We start from the raw sequence: 17,476 nt of genomic DNA, 5'->3' as shown, positions 1-17,476 counted from the left end.
ATAGTGTAGCATACTGTACAATTTTACCATAAAGAAGAGCGATGAAATATATAATTTTATTCACCCTATTAGGATTAGAACTTTTTGCAGTTATGACTAAATCTTCCGTACTGTCAGTCGATTTGAGAGCAAACAAAATAACAACAGAGATGGATAAAGTTGATGTTGGAGTCAGTGGATTTGTAGTGAAAACTATTGATGATGAACACACAGTTATCTTGAAAAAAGCAGAAGTTACTGCATATAACAAAGAGACTAGAACTGCAACTTTAATCATGAGTGATTTTACTGTTTTACAAAACAGTGCACTTCCTACGGGGACATGGGAAGTAGGTGTAGGGGATAGTATTGATCTTGCATATGCTTACACAAGAGCACTCCTGATAGCTCCGAGTGAAGAGATATACCATAGAATTACTAAAAGTGTAAAAGTACAATGGGTGCATCCTGATATATTTGCTACACAACTTTCAGGAAATGGACATCCAACACCTTTAAAAGAAGATTTTAATGAATTTGGAGATACTCTTGGTGTTGGCTTGGTTTTTATCTATTTAGATAAGAAACTTTTTACAGTGGATATCAACAGTTTTAAAATTTTAAATGTAAGTGAGGCGGAACTTTCTCAAAAGAGTGTCAAGCTTCCTTTTTACTCTCGTCTTGAGAAAATAAGTGCAAACTGGTTTGGTGCGGGAAGTAACGAGCTAGAGACTTATGAACCATACTATTATGAATTACTTAAAAAATCAAACCCAAAAAATGGAGACCTCAAATGATAGACGCAAAACATTCAAAACATTTTACATCGATTGTTGGTAGTGAAAATATCTACAGTGATAAGGCACACTTAATCGCTTACTCATACGATGCAACTCGTGAGCATTTTGAGCCGGATGCTGTTATATTTCCTCGTAATGAAGAAGATGTAAGTGAAATACTTAAATACTGTAATGAGCATAAAATAGTTATTGTACCGCGTGGAGCTGGTTCTGGATTTACTGGTGGTGCTCTTCCAAGTGCTGGTGGCATAGTTCTAGGCTTTGAGAAGCATATGGCAAAAATCCTAGAGATAGATATGAAAAATATGGTAGCAATAGTACAACCAGGCGTTATTAACATGGACTTACAACGCGCAGTAGAAGAAGTAGGTCTTTTTTATCCGCCAGATCCAGCTAGTCAGGAGTACTCGACTTTAGGTGGAAACGTAAGTGAAAATGCAGGTGGTATGCGCGCGGCAAAGTATGGCATTACAAAAGACTATGTGATGGCTACTCGTGCTGTTTTACCAAATGGTGACATCATTAAAGCTGGTAAGAGAACTATTAAAGATGTTGCAGGATATAATATTTCTGGTATTTTAATAGCAAGTGAGGGAACATTAGCAGTTCTAACAGAAATTACACTTAAGCTTATTCCAAAACCTAAAATGACTAAAACGGCGATGGGAATTTTCCCTACTGTTAAAGTGGCTATGGAAGCGGTTTATAAAACGATGGCAAGTGGAATTACTCCCGTTGCAATGGAGTTTTTAGACAACCTGACTATTCGTGCAGTTGAGCAGATACATAACAAAGGTCTTCCTGTTGATGCTGGTGCTTTACTTGTAACAGATGTTGATGGAAACTTAGAAGATGACTTAAACTACCAGCTCTCAGAAATCCAGAGAGTTTTTAAAGAGAATGGTTGTACTGAATTTAAAATTGCAAAAGATGAAAAGCAAGCCGCTGATATTTGGTTTGCAAGACGTAACGCTTCACAAGCTATCACTGTGTACGGAAGTAAGAAGCTTAATGAAGATGTAACTGTACCTCGAGCAGCTCTTCCTGAACTTCTTGAAAAGTTTAACGCAATTGCAGAGAAGTATGACATTAATATTCCATGTTTTGGTCACACTGGTGATGGAAATGTACATACAAACGTAATGGTAGATGGAAAAGACCCCGAACAAGTTAAAATTGCTTATTTAGCAATAGAAGAAGTTTTTCAAGCGACTATTGATTTAGGTGGAACACTCTCAGGTGAACATGGAATTGGCCTTGCTAAAGCTCCTTATATGAGTATGGCGTTTAGCGAAGAAGAGATGAACCTTTTTAAGTCTATTAAGATGGCATTTGATCCAAATAATATTTTGAATCCTGCAAAAATGGGACTTAAATAAATTATATTATATAATCAATCGCATATATAAAAATAGAGATACTATAAAGAATCAAGATATATAAAGACTCCTTTTTATAAATAGCCAGTATAGAGAGAATCATTTCAAGTATAAGCCATGTCTCAGAGAGAGAGATTTTTAGAGAATCTGTCTCAAGGTTTAACAGAAAATCGAGTAAAAAATCAAGCATACTTCCTGCATTTGTGAGATGTAAAAACATGGATATCGGATAAAAAAGAGTAAATAGTGATGTCCATATAATTGAGAGTGGATGATAGAGGCTGAAGTTTCCAAAGATACTAAGGGAGAAGGGTAGCATAGCTAAATAGACCCATACTGGCAGTAAGACAAACTGCATGAGTTTACTAAGATGTTTAAAATGAATCATAAATAAAAATATATAAAATACACCACTAACACTCAACCAAAAACCTATACTAAATGAGAGTCTAGGAAGTAGGGCTAAGAGAAAAAGTATACTGACGAAGAGAGTTTGCATGGAAACTATTTTAATACCCCTTGAGTAAAGAAAAAATCCAATAACTAACATACAAAATGCACGAATTAGGGATGGTGGGTAGTCTAAAAAATGAAGATAAGAAAAGAGAGTTAGACTTATAAATATAAATGAGTCGCGTTTATAACTGCTATATGGAAAATATCTATTTTGTAAGAACTTGTATGGGAAGCGAATAAGAAGATAAAGAAGAGAACTCAAAACTCCTAAATGAAAACCACTTATAGCAATAAGATGTGATATTCCAAGATTAGAAAACAGAGTCTGCATTGTGTAATCCATAGAGGAAGCAGTAAAAAGTGCTTGATAAATAGAGGCATTTTGTGGATTTGTATGTTGCTTGCTTATAAAATTGTTGAGTTTATCTTTTAGACTTGGCAACTTCTGTACATGAAGTATTTTACTAAAACCATAAAAGCCACTGAGGTACTCATAAAAGTTTATATCACCCGCATAAAGTTCTAGTTGTAGTTTTTTCCCTTGTATATTTTGAGTTTTTTTTGATGCAGTCGTATAGAATGAAAAGCCATCTTCGCTTTTAAGTTTTAAAACCTGATAACTTCTTGTTTTCCCAGTTTTTGTAAGTTTTGTTTTTGTGTATTGTTTAATTACTGTCGCGTTTACAAGAGCAGAGTCAAACTTTATGAACTTATTATAGTTATAGTATTCAAAGGAAAGAGTTATAAAAGAAAGCAACGCAAGAAGAGAGCTAAAGAGAAGTAAGTCTTTTTTTGTGTTAAAAAGAGAGACTTTTTCTAGCATATTTATATCTCTTTAGAGGGCTGGCATATCTATGTTTGGTATGTCTATAGTTGCTGAACTTGTGTCTATGTTTTCATAAACAGTCTCAACCGCATGTGAAAATGTAGGTGCATCGACAAAGCGTGTGAGTTTCTTTTGGAACACAAGTTTAACGTGACCAGTTGGACCATTACGTTGTTTTCCTATGATGATTTCTGCATCTTCTTCTTCTTTTTCTACATACTCACTTACAAACTCTTTACCTTCAGATTTAGCAGCTTTTTCACGTTCTTTTTCCTCTTTGTAGAGGTAAACATCATCACGATACACAAAAAGGATAATGTCGGCATCTTGCTCAATAGAACCTGATTCACGAATATCACTTAGCATTGGACGTTTATCATTACGAGCCTCTAGACCACGGTTTAACTGAGAAAGAGCAACAATTGGCATTTCTAGTTCACGAGCAAGCATCTTAAGTCCACGAGAGATTTCTGAAACTTGAAGATGTCTATCCTGTGTCCCAACGCCCTGCATAATTTGGAGGTAATCAATTACGGCTATCTCAATTTCAGGATGCTGATTTTTGAGTTTTCTTAGTTTGGAACGGAGTTGGTTTATATTTATACTACCTTGGTCGTCCACAAAAAGTTTAGCACTATTCATTCTGTCAATAGCCCCATTAAGGGAAGCCCATTGTCCATCATTCATATCTCCAAGGCGAAGTTGTGTAAGAGGTATAGAAGTTTGTATGGAGAGTAAACGCAGCATCAGCTGTTCAGCTGGCATTTCTAGAGAAAAGAAAGCAACACCTTTACCATCGAGTATAAGTGAATTTACAGTGTTGAGTACAAATGATGTTTTACCCATAGCAGGTCGAGCGGCGATGATAACTAAATCTCCCTTACCAAAACCTGTTGTCATACGGTTCAGTTCACCAAATCCGGTATCTACACCAACAAGGACAGAGTTTCCTCTTGCCTTCATCTCTTCTATGTACTTCATAGTATCATGGGTCATTTTAGGAGAGTCTTTAAAGTCACTTGTTTGATTGTCTTGCGTTATTTCATATAATTTTTTTTCTACTATATCTATAACCTCAGCAGAAGGAAGTTCTTCTTCAACTGTCACACGTTTTATTTCTGTTGTTAGTGTAAGTAGGTGGCGTTTAAGAGATTTGTCTTTTATCTCATCCACATAAGATTTTGTATTAGATATAGGGTTAGCAGATAAAATTTCTAAGAGTACTTGCTCATCGAACTTTTTTATTTTGAGAAGTTCTTTTTTGATGAACTCTTCGTCTATAGGCTGTTGCTTTTGTAAAAGTAGTGTCATTACCGAATAAATATCTTGATGAGAAGGAAGGTAAAAGTCATCTCGCTTAAGAGCGACACTTAGTTCATCAAACTGCTCTGGCTCAAAAATTATAGAGCTTAAAACGGAGCGTTCAAACGCTAGGTTGTATAGGTTGTCTTGCATTATTTAATCTTTCACTATGTAATTTACTTGATACTTCTTTTTGAACTCTTCTTTATACTTTTTTGTCACAAGAAGCCCCTCTTTTATTTATAGTGTTTATTTTAGCATAATTATTTTAAGGTGGACTAGAAAAGAGGTAGTTGAGCCAGCTAAAGAAAATTATGAGAGTTTGTGCGAGTTAGTTAAAATAGGTGAAAAAGAGTAGCTTTTATGTTAAAATAAAAAAATAAATATTTTTAAAAGTGAATTTTAATGTTTATCAGCTTGCAAGAGATTAAAGATAGTTTAGGTAGTGCATATTATAAACGTGGAGTTGAGTATAATTCTCAAAAACGAGTTCTTTCCATGACTAAAGAGCTCTTCCTTGATGAAGAAAATGTGGAAATTCTTAACATACACTCTAGTGTTCGTGGAAGTGGAAGAATCTATTCTCAAAATATAGAAATATATTTCGACTATGAGTATCAACTTCAGAATATTGTTGAGGGAACCTGCAGTTGTCCTGTGTCTTACAACTGTAAGCATGTGGCTGCAGTTTGTATTGCACATAAAGCTGATACAGATAAGGGTTTACTTGGCAAAGCAGCTTCAGTCTCATCAGTAGATAAATGGTTGCAAGATATGCATAACACTCAACTGCAAAAGAGCGAGAGTACTAAATTAAAGAGTGACAATTTTTTAACCTATAGACTCGATGGGGTAAAATCTTCACTGGCAGGAAAACTTCAGTTTTACAAATCAAAATTTTTAAAAAATGGAAAAATAAGCCGTGGTGCGGCATTGAATATAGAAAGAATATCTAATACTTATTCCTATAGTGAACTTAAAAATAAAGATGATGAAAATATTATAAAAATGGCAAATGTATTTGTTCCAAATAATTACTATAACTCAACTATGGAGGCACTTAGTGGATCGTTGGGGTATCTTCTAGTAAAAGAAGTTTTAGCAACCCAGAGGTGCTACTTCGACCACAATCCTGAACCACTTACTCTTGTTGATGAAACTTTTAATGTTAAGTTTGAGTTTAAACTCTACAAGGGCGAGTACACTTTAAAATCTAATCTTAGAAATAAAGAGTACAAAATCATAGAGACATCACCCCTCTTTTTGCTCAATACCGATAAAAATACAATGCAAGAGTTAGATATAGAGATACAAACATATAAGCAGATGAGTGAGGCACCTAAGTTCTTCAAAGATGATATTGCGAAAGTCTACACAAGAGTAATAGACACTCTTCCAGATATAAACGTTATTACACCAAAAGTCATTAAAGTTCAAAAGATAAAGGTGACCCCACGAGCTAGAATTTACCTAAGTAGTAACTCATTTTTAATCGATTTTTTATATGAAGATTTTTTAGTAAAATTTTATCCTCGTAAAGATATTGATAATAAAATAGTAAATTATGAGAAGGTAGAGATACAGAGAGATTTAGAGTTTGAACTCTTAGCAAAAGAGAAAATCGACTCTCTTGGGTTCTTTCTTGAAGAGATAAATAGTAATTTAGTTGCAAAGTTCAAAGGTACAAATCGCCAAAAAGAGCTACAAGTCTGGAAAGAATTTCTAAACAGTGAAGTTGATAAACTAAAATCTGAAGGCTGGCTTATAGAAGAGGATGAAACTTTTAACATGAAGTTTGAGCCATCAAGTGAAATTGTAGTAGAGAGCGAAGATAAAAATGACTGGTTTAGTCTCTCTTTTAATCTTGAGTTTAATGGGGTTTCTCAACCAATAGCCCCCTTAGTGAGTGGCATAATAACGGAATTTGATAATTTTGAAAATATGCCTGAACTATTACATGTAGAGGTAGAGCCTAATCATTTTGTAGAAGTTCAATCTAGGCAGATTAAACCTATATTAAATACGATTATAGAACTCGTGGATAAAAAAGATAAGGATGAAAATCTTAAAATCTCTTCCTTTGATGCACATCTTTTAGACTTTATGGATGATGATATTCTTTGGAAGGGAAGCCAAGAAATTTTAGCATTATCGCAAAAACTTAAAGATTTTAAGGGGATTAAGAAAGTAGAACCTCCAAAATGTTTAAATGCAACTCTTAGAGAGTACCAGCAAGATGGGCTTAACTGGCTTAACTTTTTATATGAGTTTAAATTTGGGGGTATTTTAGCTGATGATATGGGACTTGGTAAAACCATACAAACATTAGCACATTTATCACGTTTAAAAGAGAAGAATCTACTAGTAAAACCATCACTTATAGTCATGCCAACATCACTTATAGCCAACTGGAAAAATGAGGCAAAAAAATTCACACCAAACTTAAAAGTCCTTTCTTTGCACGGAAGTGATAGATTCCAAGAATTCGATAAGATAGAAGAGCATGATATTTTACTCACAACATACCCTCTAATAGTAAGAGATAAAAAAAGGTTCGATGAGTTTGATTTTATGTATATTATCTTAGATGAAGCACAAAAAATAAAAAACCATCAGACAAAAATGTCGGTTGCTCTTAAAACTTATAAGAGTGAGTATAGATTAGCACTCAGCGGAACACCCATAGAAAATCATCTTGGTGAACTCTGGAGTATTTTTAGTTTTTTAATGCCTGGTTTTTTAGATACGATAAGTTTTTTCAAAAACTATTATCAAACACCAATAGAAAAAGAGCATAACATGCAGAGACAAAATCTGCTAAATAAACGAATAAAACCATTTATGATACGACGCACAAAAGAGATAGTAGCCGATGAACTACCAGCAAAATCAGAGATAATAAAATATACACAGTTTAATGACAAGCAGTCAAAATTGTATGAATCCATACGAATAACAATGGAGAAAAAAGTACAAGATGCAGTTAGCACTAAAGGTTTGGGCTCTTCTCATATTACAATACTTGATGCACTTTTAAAACTACGACAAGTCTGTTGTGACCCAAGTCTTTTGAAGATACAAGAGGCTCAAAAGGTTCAAGAGTCTGCAAAACTAGAACTATTTTTAGATTTGATAGATGAGCTGCTACAGGAGAATAGAAAGATTTTAGTCTTTTCTCAATTCACTTCAATGCTAGCCATAATAGAAGAAAAATTAGTCTCGAAAAAAATTAGCTATACATTACTTACTGGTTCAACGAGAAAAAGAGAAGAGGAGATAGAGAAGTTTACAAGAGGTGAAGCAGATATATTTTTGATTTCGTTAAAAGCAGGTGGTGTTGGACTTAATCTTGTAGAAGCAGATACTGTAATTCATTATGATCCATGGTGGAATCCAGCTGTAGAGAATCAAGCAACTGACAGAGCACATAGAATCGGGCAGAAAAAAGCAGTTTTTGTCTACAAGCTTATAGTAGAAAACACTATAGAACAGAAAATTTTAGAGATGCAAAAAAAGAAACAGGCTCTTCAGGATGCCATTTATGATAGTGATAAGCAACAAGATGACATCAAATTTAGTGGCATTGAGTTGTTGGATTTGTTGAAGTAAGAGGAAGTGTAATAATTTTTACTTACTTTCCCCAGCCATCTTCTCAACCTCATCAACAAACCTATCAACAAGCTCACTCTCATCAAGATTGGCGACAACTTCACCATTTACCATCACAAGACCTTTACCCTTACCATAAGCAATTGCAACATCAGCATGCGCTGCTTCACCGATGGCATTTACAACACATCCCATAACAGAAACATTGAGTGGAGTTTTTATGTGAGCTGTGCGTCTTTCTATTTCTGCAACTGCTGTTACTAAGTCAGCTTCTATGCGTCCACATGTTGGGCAAGATATAATGTTAAGACCATCAGGCATAGCTCCACTATCTTTTAAAATGGCACGAGCAACATTTATCTCTTCTTCTAACTCACCTGTAATACTTACACGCATAGTATCGCCAATACCCTCAAGAAGAAGTGTTCCAAGACCAATGGAACTTTTCACAGTAGCATGAAAAAGCGTTCCAGCTTCTGTTACACCCAAGTGGAAAGGGTAGTGATTTTTAGGGCGAAGCATTCTATAAGCCTCAACAGTTCTTTGTACATCAGAGGCTTTAAGACTTATTTTAATGTCATCAAAGCCTAAATCTTCTAAGTATTTTATATTGTACTCGGCAGAGGCAACCATACCTTCTGCTGTTTGTCCGTACTTATTTTCAAACTCTTTTTCAAGTGAGCCTGCATTTACACCAATACGAATAGGAATAGAGCGTTCATTACATGCTTTTACTATCTCTTTTATTCTACTCTTGTCACCAATGTTTCCAGGATTAAATCGTATACAGTCTACAGACTCAGCAGCGATAAGTGCGAGTTTATAGTTGTAGTGAATATCGGCAACAAGAGGAAGGGAAATTTGTTCTTTAATAGATTTGAGTGCAAGAGCATCTTGCATATCTGGAACGGCAACGCGAACAATGTCGCAACCTGCAAAGTGTAAACGGTTTATCTGTTCTACAGTTGCTGCAACATCGTGAGTGTTTGAGTAAGTCATAGACTGTGTGCTTATTGGTGCATCACCACCAATAGCAACATCACCTACATATATTTTTTTAGTTGGGACTCTTTTTATCATAAATAGATTTTAGCCTCTTTGGGATAAAAAAGCCCTTTAAAAATTAAAATTATTTTAGAGCTAATTTTCAGCTTTTTATTGATGAGTCCCTTTGCTGTTCTTTAATACCTAGAGAGCAACAACCATATACCCAACTTCCAAAGCATCTTGATATGAATTAGCTCCTTTTAATATAAGAGAATTATATAAAGAGAAGTTTTAGAATTTGAAATCTAGATTTGCATAAACATAACGACCAGGATCATTCATAAGCATGATATCATCACCAGCTCCACTACTTGTTATAAGAATAAGGTCTGCATAAGTATTGCTATGAGCATATGTAGTGTCCAAAAGATTATTTACCCCAAGAGTAAAGTCAAATTTTTTGTTAATAGCATGTTTCGCTTTTAGATTTAAAATAGTCCATGCAGCCAACTCTTGTTCACCATTTTCCTCGTCAAACTCAGACCATTTGTCGCTAGCTTGCACTTCAACAGTTGCAATAGAATTAGTCATGTACTCATAATTAGCTGCAATATTAGCACGAAGTGGTGCTATGTCAGCCATATTTGTACCTGTCTGAGTAGTAAGTGGCTCATCTTTTTGACCTACTTTATACGAAGCCCCCATGTCAATTGAAATATCGTCAGTTACATATATAGAGCTACTTAATTCAGCACCATAAACAGTAACATTAATATTTTCAAAATTATTTTTAGCTAAACTTTTATTGTAGTAGATATAGTCCTGAACCATTGAGTAAAAAGCTTTAATCTTAAAGTCTAAAGTGTCATTGTTTACCTCGTATCCTAAATCAATTTCTTGATTTGTAGATTGTTTTAAATCATCTGTACCAGTTACTTTTACAAACTTTGTTCCACTAGGAGTTTTTGCATTTTGTTTGAAGTATAACTCTCTAGCATCTGGAACACGTGAAGCTTGACCAAGACCAAAAAAGATTTTATTTTCTTTGTTAAGGTTATATGTTGTAAATATATTTGCATTTAAGGCAGAGTAGTCATTGCCTTGCTGAGTAATATCATCACTTTGAATGTGTGTAGAGTCATATCTACCACCTGCTTTTATATTGAAATTACCATAGGCTTTTTCAATTGTTGCAAAGATTGCAGTATTGTCTGTAACAGCATTATCCATACTATTTGTAGATGTATTTATATCATTACCAACAATCATTACATCATTCATATAGTACTGACCATCCCAAGTTCTTTTACTTGTATCAAGTCCAAGACCAAGTTTATAGCTAGCTACTTCAAAACTATTTTTAAGTTTGAGACCGTCCATATCTGTTGTTAGCCAACTCTTCATCGTTGGCATTGTAGCTGAAGCCATTCTATAGTCAGTCGCCATTGGATGATCAACATCTGAGTGAAAATACTGAAGATTGATATTTTTGTATGAATCGCTAATATTATTTATATTATACTCAACACTATAAATATTTGAATCATCATAGAGTGCATCCATTTTAGAATTACCATAGAGAATATCGTCACTTCTGTTAGCAGTTATGCTTAAACGCAGCTCTTGGTCCTCAGCAGTTGTGATATAAGCTTTAGCCATAACACTTTTTTTAGTGTAAGCTGGCATATCCTTATATTCCGGTTGAAGTTGTGCAGAAGTAACACCATAGTTGTCAATTTGATCTGAAATTGTATCGCCATTACCATCTATATACTGATCACTTGATTCTGTTGAAACTGCTATGGAAACTCTGATAAAATCATTTCCACCACTTCCACTTACTCCAAACTTTCTATAGTTGAAAGAACCGGCACCGATATTTATTTCACCTTTTACTTCTTTAGTGGGTTTTTTAGTCTTTATCTTAACTCCACCACTCATAACACCAAAGCTAGTTACGTCATAAGGACCTTCTGTAACTTCTATAGAGTCTATTTGATTTGCTAAAATATGGGAAACTGGAGGGTCCATTCTGTTTGGACAAGCTCCATATGCTTTTGTTCCATCTACTTCTACATTGATATTGTCACGTTTTTGACCACGAATGAGAATATCATTAGCGATGCCACTACGTCTAGACATGTCAATACTGGGAACATTAACACTAAGTGCTGCTGCCACATCTGCTGAGGTTTGAGCATTTTGTGCCACATCTGTGATTAGGGTAGACTCAACACCTATGGGTGCAAGTTCTACTTCTGTAGCATAGAGTGATGCTAATACTACAAGAGATAAGGGAATAATTTTATTCATAAGTTGACCTTTTAAATTTATATTTTCATAGAATAGTAAAAAAGTGTTACATTAGTGTTAAGTCATTAGCTTTTTTAGATAAAATTTCAGTATGAATATATTTGATAAGATAAAAAGAATACTATTAATAGCACTAGGCTTTGGACTTGCAACTTACTTGATAATGAGCGGAAGTGCAATGCTCTCACAAGATTATAATGCAACTACTCTAGATCAAAATAGCACTATACAAGGGAAATAATGCCTCGTATAGAACTCTCAAAGAAAAACTTCTTTTATAACCTAGATGAGATAAAGAAACAGACAAAAAGCATAAATAAAATTGCTCTTGTTTTAAAAGACAATGCTTATGGGCATGGACTAATAGAAATAGCTAAACTGGCAAATGAATATGGTGTAAAAAAAGCAGTAGTTCGTTCAGACAAAGAAGCTTCTGAGGTTGAGGAGTATTTTGATTACATATTAGTCTTGTCTGATATACCTACAATTGTAAGTAAAAAAATACACTACACAATCAATGATATAAATAATATACATAAATTTCCAATAGGTTCTCTCGTAGAGCTTAAAGTAGATACGGGAATGGGTAGAAATGGCATCTCTTTGAGTGAGCTAGATATTGCCTATGAAAGTATAGAAAAACAAGGTCTAAAACTTAAAGCTATTTTTACACATCATGCCTGTGCTGATGAACTAGATGGCATTTATGAAGAACAAAAAAAGAGTTTTTTACAGCTTAAACAAAAAGCTCCAAAAGGCTTAAAATTTCACTCTTGTAACTCAGCAGCTCTTTTTCGTGAAGATGACTTTGATGAGGATATGGCAAGAGTTGGTATAGCGGCTTATGGCTGTTTAGAACTTTCTCACGAGTTAAGTGATGTAATCTTTAAACCTGTTTTATCACTCTACAGTACTAAAATTTCAACACGAACCCTTAAAAAAGGTGAAAGTGTTGGGTATAGTGCTTCTTATAGATCAAAGAATGAAGAGAGTGTGAGTAATTATGACATCGGTTATAGTGATGGTTTTTTAAGAGTTTTATCAAACAGTTATGAAACTCCAGACAAGATTAAAATTGCTGGAAGAATTTCAATGGATAACAGCTCATTCCTCTGCAATAAAGAAGAGCTACTTATTTTCAAGGATGCAAGAGAAGTTGCAAAGTGTGCGAAGACCATAAGCTATGAAATCTTAACATCTTTGAAGTCTTACATCAAACGCGAGGTAGTCTAAGAATTTATCTTTATGATGGCGTTTGAGAAAAGAACACCATCTACACCAAGTAAAACAAGTTCTTCAATCTCTTTTTCATCTTCAATCTTTACTAAAATTTTTGCATCAAACATATAATCTTCAGCTATGCTTTGAGCTGTTTTTGCTAATTCTGTTGCAATACAAATATATTTTGCATCAAGAGTTGAAGCATAGACTAGTTCTGTGATGTTTGTCACACTTAAAACGAATGAAATACCATTTTCATTAAGGTGTTTTATGATGTCTAAGTTGCTCTCATTAAAATCTACAAAAAGAGTAGACGAGGGTGGTGTTTTTAGAATAGTGTCAATATCGCAAATATGATAAAAACTTTCATTTTCAAGAAATCTGTGTCCAAAAAATAACATTTTATGAAGCCTCCGCTATACACTCTTTTGAGCAGTAGTAGTTTGCATTACTAAGTATGGCCTCATCTATATCGCAGTAAACAGAGCAATTGGCACATTCCACCATATCATTTGTTTTATCTGTTTTTTTATTTTTCTTAGAGCTTGTAGAAATATTTTTTTTCTTAAAAAACATAAAATATACAATAGTAATAACACCAATGACGAGCAGGACTTTTAATATCATATATTTTCTCCTAGAAGTAAATAGTGTCTATTTTTTGTTTCTATAATTTTATGATTTTTTATATCTTCTACTTCTTGAAAAACTTTCTCACCCTTGTAAAAAAGAAGTTTAGATGACTCATCACGAAAATTTTCACTTAGTTTTAGAAGCATTTTTGTGTCTGTTACAGCACGAGAAGTTATCATGTCAAATATTTTTGGAGTCATGTCCTCAACTCTTTTTTTAACAACAGTAACATTTTGTAAGCCTAAATCAGCTTTTATAAACTGTAAAAAACTAGCACGTTTCACTAGAGGTTCTACGAGTGTTACCTCTGTGTCTGGAAGGGCAAAAGCAAGTATCATCCCTGGAAATCCAGCACCAGTTCCTATGTCCATAAGTGTTTTTACTTTAGGAATAAAACTTACAGGATAGACAGCATCATAAATAAATTCATCTATTGTTGTGACATCTTTTGCACCAGTAAGGTTGTGTACCTTGTTCCATTTTTGTAGATGCTCTTTATACTTTTGAATGTTCTTGAAAAAATCATCAGGAAGTGGTATCTTTTCCTCGGTTAACATAGCTTTTAAATCCAATGAAATATCCTTTTTAAAAGATATTTTATCTAAAATTTAGTTAGTTTATAGAAGATATTTTTATAACTTGGCTTTAACCATAAAGTGATTATAATTTTAAAAAAATTTGGAACCTTATGAAATACCTTTTAATTACATTTGTATTGTTCTTTAGTGCTTGTAGTATACAAAAGTACGAGCAGAATAAACCAAAGATTATTATCATTAAAACACCAAAAATAAAATTTGCAGATGTAGGTTATTTACAATATAGTGAGGATGCTCTTTCTTTAGAACTTTTTATGGCAGGAAAATCTATAAAAACAATTACTATTAATTATTTAGTTTGTGTAGATGAGGGTTGTATGAGTCGTAGTACTTTTAACGCGGAGTATCTAAGCGCGAGTTATCCAGATAAGCTGTTGCAAAACATCCTTTTGGGAAAAACTATATATAATGAAGAAAATATTTACAAGAATAGTGATGGTTTTGAGCAAAATATAGAAAATGATTATGTAAGTATAAAATATAAAGTTAGTGCAAAAGAAATATTTTTTAAAGATAGAAAAAACAGTATAATATTTAAAATCAAGGATATAAATAAATGAGTAAGAAATTTGTAGGAGCACACTGTTCGGCGAGTGGTGGTGTTTATAACGCGATAACAAACGCAGAGGCTATAGGTGCAAAAGCTTTCGCACTCTTTACTAAGAACCAACGCCAATGGGTAGCAAAAGATTTAGATGCTGAGACTATAGATAAGTTCAAAAGTATGTTAGATGCAAGTGGAATACTTCCAAAGCATATACTTCCTCATGATTCGTATCTTATAAACCTAGGTCATCCAGAAGTTGAAAAGTTAGAAAAATCTAGAGTGGCATTTATAGATGAGTTGCAACGTTGTGAGCAACTAGGACTCGATCGTTTGAATTTTCATCCTGGAAGCCACCTTGCAAAGATTAAAAAATCAGATAAAGAAAACTTAGAAATAATGAAACCTATTGAAGATGTTTGTTTAGATGTAATAGCAGAGTCTATAAACATGGCACTGGATAAGACAACTGGTGTAAGTGCAGTACTGGAGAATACAGCTGGACAGGGTAGTAACCTTGGATGGCGTTTTGAGCATTTAGCTCACATTATAGACAAGGTAGAAGATAAAAGCCGTATTGGTGTTTGTATAGACACTTGTCATATGTTTACTGCAGGGTATGACATCAGAACACGTGAAACTTATGATGCAACCTGGAATGAGTTTGAAAAAGTGGTAGGTTTCAAATACCTTATGGGAATGCATATAAATGATTCTAAGCCACCATTAGGAAGTCATGTAGATAGACACCATTCCTTGGGTGAGGGTGAAATAGGACTTGATTCTTTTAGATTTCTCATGAACGATGAGAGAATGAATGATATACCACTTGTGCTTGAAACTATAGATGACACTATATGGAAAGAAGAGATAGAACTTTTATACTCTTTTGAAAAATAATTTAATTATAAAAGAGGAAAATATTTGAATACTTTAGTAAACTTTTTAAATGCAGACAAGATAGCAAAATCTGACATATTTATCCATCTCAAATGTAGTGTCATTGAGGGAAATATTCTCCAATATTTAGCGAGACAATATATGCAAGGCGAAGAGGATGTTCTTGTGTTAGCGCTTTTAGGTGAACTTTATAAAAGTGATACTTATGCACATCTTGAGTATTTAAAAGATATAAAAAACCTTTTAGAATTAGGATGGATTCATCAACAAAGTTTTACACCTCTTAAAATATCAGATGTAACTCCCTTGGAACTTTTAAATACAGCAGTTGGACTTACCCCTGCATTTTTAAAGTTACTTCAAGATGGCTCACTGGACCTAGATTTACCAGATATAAAGCCTTATGGCGATCATCTTGAATATTTGCAAGATCAATTTTTTCGTATTGAGCTTTATCAAAAAATGAGTCTTATTCGTCAAAATGTACATGAACACTCCCTTGGTATAGATAGAATTCAAACTAAACTTATACTTCTTGAGGCAAGAATCGATGAACGAATAGCTCAAACATCAGAAAATCTTGTACTAGACAAATTTTTTAAACAGAAAAAAATGTCAAGCTTAGAGCAGGTCATCTTCATAGCACTTCTCCGTGAAGAATATAGTGCTACGGAAACTCCACTTCGAGAGATGAATACTCTTATAGATTTGATTTCATTGGATGATTATGAGCGTATTAAAAATCGTTCACTTTTAGAGGAGGGTTCTAACTTGTTAAACAATGACATTATTGATTATGAGGAGATGTTAAACCCTTTTGGAGGAATATCTCGGTCTTTTTATATCATAGATGAAGTTTTACAGGGTATTATCCATCCTCAAAAAACTAAAAAAGTAACTCGTTTAAAACTCAATGCTCTCATAGAAGAACAAGATATCTTTGAACTTGTAGATAGTGAGACTTCCCTAGAAGATGTGGTCCTTCATACAAACACAGAAGAGACTCTAGATAACCTTATGCAACAGGTAGATAAAAAGGTAGTATCTCGTTTGGTTGAATGGGGAATAAAAGATAAAAAAAGTGGTATTGATGCGAGAATAATTTTTTATGGAGCTGCTGGAACTGGAAAAACTATGACAGCATACTCTCTTGCTAAATCTCTTAAACGCCAGGTTCTTGTGTTTGACTGTTCTAAAATTCTTTCTATGTATGTAGGGGAAAGTGAAAAAAATGTTCGTAAAATATTTGATACATTCTACGAGTTGAGTGAAAAAACAAAAACAGAGCCAATACTTCTGCTTAACGAAGCTGACCAGTTTTTAGGTTCAAGAAGCAGTGGAAACCTTACAGGTTCTGATCAAATGCATAACCAGATGCAAAATATATTTTTAGAGCAGATAGAGAGCTTTAGAGGTATGCTTATAGCAACAACTAACTTACTTGAAAATATAGACAAAGCCTTTTCTCGCCGCTTTAATTATAAAATAGAGTTTAAAAAACCAGATAAAGAACAGAGAGAGAGACTATGGAAACTAATGCTGCCAGAAGGTGCACCTTATGAGAAAGGATTTGATTCTAAGAAACTTGCTGAGCATTCACTCACTGGTGGGCAGATAAATCTTATAGTGAAAAATACTGCTTATAAAGTTGCGGTTATGGAAGAACCAGTTTTCTCATTAAAGGTTTTTATAGACGAGATTAACAGAGAAAAAGATGCAAATTTTGATGGAGTAAAGTCTATGGGTTTTTTAAACAAATAGCCTTTTATGCCACACTGGAATTATGTTTCTTTTTCGCTCTATTTTGTATTCAATAGAGTTTTCTGAATTATTCATTATTTATAACTAAATAATAAGATAAGTGCAATAATATTTCCAGTGTTGCAATAAGTGACATCTTTAATTACTTCAATTACTTCATTAAAAAT

General features: G+C 33.8%; 15 protein-coding genes. 8 read left to right on the top strand and 7 right to left on the bottom strand.

Going from position 1 to position 17,476, the window contains the following annotated elements; translation table 11 throughout:
* The first annotated feature begins 41 nt into the window (after nucleotides 1–41).
* Both HOG88_RS05330 and HOG88_RS05325 read left to right on the top strand, forming a co-directional pair.
* Entirely contained in the window at nucleotides 42–776 is a 735-nt protein-coding gene (locus HOG88_RS05330) for a plasminogen-binding N-terminal domain-containing protein (protein WP_295003972.1), read from the top strand.
* Nucleotides 773–2,158 (top strand): FAD-linked oxidase C-terminal domain-containing protein, encoded by a 1,386-nt coding sequence (locus HOG88_RS05325; RefSeq protein ID WP_295003970.1) that lies wholly within the window; start codon nucleotides 773–775, stop codon nucleotides 2,156–2,158. The genes HOG88_RS05330 and HOG88_RS05325 overlap by 4 nt, the downstream gene beginning before the upstream one ends.
* Before the next feature lies 1 nt (nucleotide 2,159).
* On the opposite strand, the gene HOG88_RS05320 is transcribed toward HOG88_RS05325, so the two are convergent.
* Together HOG88_RS05320 and HOG88_RS05315 are read right to left on the bottom strand one after the other, a co-directional pair.
* Nucleotides 2,160–3,437 (bottom strand): ComEC/Rec2 family competence protein, encoded by a 1,278-nt coding sequence (locus HOG88_RS05320; protein WP_295003968.1) that lies wholly within the window; start codon nucleotides 3,435–3,437, stop codon nucleotides 2,160–2,162.
* Between the two features lie 12 nt (nucleotides 3,438–3,449).
* Nucleotides 3,450–4,895: a replicative DNA helicase gene (locus HOG88_RS05315; protein ID WP_295003966.1), complete on the bottom strand. Its 1,446-nt coding sequence runs from the start codon at nucleotides 4,893–4,895 to the stop codon at nucleotides 3,450–3,452.
* Between the two features lie 252 nt (nucleotides 4,896–5,147).
* Here HOG88_RS05315 and HOG88_RS05310 point away from each other — a divergent pair, with 252 nt between their 5' ends.
* A complete protein-coding gene (locus tag HOG88_RS05310; protein ID WP_295003964.1) occupies nucleotides 5,148–8,351 on the top strand; it encodes a DEAD/DEAH box helicase in 3,204 nt (1,067 codons plus the stop codon).
* Nucleotides 8,352–8,369: 18 nt separating this feature from the next.
* On the opposite strand, the gene ispG is transcribed toward HOG88_RS05310, so the two are convergent.
* Nucleotides 8,370–9,431 (bottom strand): flavodoxin-dependent (E)-4-hydroxy-3-methylbut-2-enyl-diphosphate synthase, encoded by a 1,062-nt coding sequence (gene ispG, locus HOG88_RS05305; RefSeq protein WP_295003962.1) that lies wholly within the window; start codon nucleotides 9,429–9,431, stop codon nucleotides 8,370–8,372.
* Between the two features lie 198 nt (nucleotides 9,432–9,629).
* Nucleotides 9,630–11,651 carry a TonB-dependent receptor gene (locus HOG88_RS05300; RefSeq protein WP_295003960.1) on the bottom strand — a complete coding sequence of 674 codons (2,022 nt, stop codon included), beginning with the start codon at nucleotides 11,649–11,651 and terminating at the stop codon, nucleotides 9,630–9,632.
* A 91-nt stretch (nucleotides 11,652–11,742) separates the two neighbouring features.
* Between HOG88_RS05300 and HOG88_RS05295 the strand changes: the two genes are divergently transcribed.
* Nucleotides 11,743–11,892: a hypothetical protein gene (locus tag HOG88_RS05295; RefSeq protein ID WP_295003958.1), complete on the top strand. Its 150-nt coding sequence runs from the start codon at nucleotides 11,743–11,745 to the stop codon at nucleotides 11,890–11,892.
* Nucleotides 11,892–12,884, top strand: a complete 993-nt coding sequence (locus HOG88_RS05290; protein ID WP_295003956.1) for an alanine racemase — start codon at nucleotides 11,892–11,894, stop codon at nucleotides 12,882–12,884. The genes HOG88_RS05295 and HOG88_RS05290 overlap by 1 nt, the downstream gene beginning before the upstream one ends.
* Here HOG88_RS05290 and HOG88_RS05285 read toward each other — a convergent pair.
* The 3 genes from HOG88_RS05285 to rsmG are packed head-to-tail and all read right to left on the bottom strand — an operon-like array spanning nucleotide 12,881 to nucleotide 14,077.
* Nucleotides 12,881–13,273 carry a hypothetical protein gene (locus HOG88_RS05285; protein ID WP_295003954.1) on the bottom strand — a complete coding sequence of 131 codons (393 nt, stop codon included), beginning with the start codon at nucleotides 13,271–13,273 and terminating at the stop codon, nucleotides 12,881–12,883. The genes HOG88_RS05290 and HOG88_RS05285 overlap by 4 nt on opposite strands.
* A 1-nt stretch (nucleotide 13,274) precedes the next feature.
* Nucleotides 13,275–13,499, bottom strand: coding sequence for a PP0621 family protein (locus HOG88_RS05280; protein WP_295003952.1), 225 nt, complete (start codon nucleotides 13,497–13,499; stop codon nucleotides 13,275–13,277).
* Nucleotides 13,496–14,077 carry a 16S rRNA (guanine(527)-N(7))-methyltransferase RsmG gene (rsmG, locus tag HOG88_RS05275; RefSeq protein ID WP_295003950.1) on the bottom strand — a complete coding sequence of 194 codons (582 nt, stop codon included), beginning with the start codon at nucleotides 14,075–14,077 and terminating at the stop codon, nucleotides 13,496–13,498. Before rsmG ends, HOG88_RS05280 begins: the two co-directional genes overlap by 4 nt.
* Before the next feature lie 116 nt (nucleotides 14,078–14,193).
* On the opposite strand from rsmG, the gene HOG88_RS05270 reads away from it, so the two are divergent.
* Genes HOG88_RS05270 through HOG88_RS05260 form a run of 3 tightly spaced genes read left to right on the top strand, consistent with a single transcriptional unit; the run spans nucleotide 14,194 to nucleotide 17,309 of the window.
* Nucleotides 14,194–14,664, top strand: coding sequence for a hypothetical protein (locus HOG88_RS05270; protein ID WP_295003948.1), 471 nt, complete (start codon nucleotides 14,194–14,196; stop codon nucleotides 14,662–14,664).
* Nucleotides 14,661–15,548: a deoxyribonuclease IV gene (gene nfo, locus HOG88_RS05265; protein ID WP_295003946.1), complete on the top strand. Its 888-nt coding sequence runs from the start codon at nucleotides 14,661–14,663 to the stop codon at nucleotides 15,546–15,548. Before HOG88_RS05270 ends, nfo begins: the two co-directional genes overlap by 4 nt.
* 24 nt (nucleotides 15,549–15,572) lie before the next feature.
* Nucleotides 15,573–17,309 (top strand): ATP-binding protein, encoded by a 1,737-nt coding sequence (locus HOG88_RS05260; protein WP_295003944.1) that lies wholly within the window; start codon nucleotides 15,573–15,575, stop codon nucleotides 17,307–17,309.
* Nucleotides 17,310–17,476 lie beyond the last annotated feature (167 nt).

This window comes from Sulfurimonas sp., assembly GCF_018698455.1.
Lineage (GTDB): Bacteria > Campylobacterota > Campylobacteria > Campylobacterales > Sulfurimonadaceae > Sulfurimonas.
Note: the sequence above shows the minus strand (reverse complement) of the source record. Positions and strands in the feature narration are given on the sequence as shown.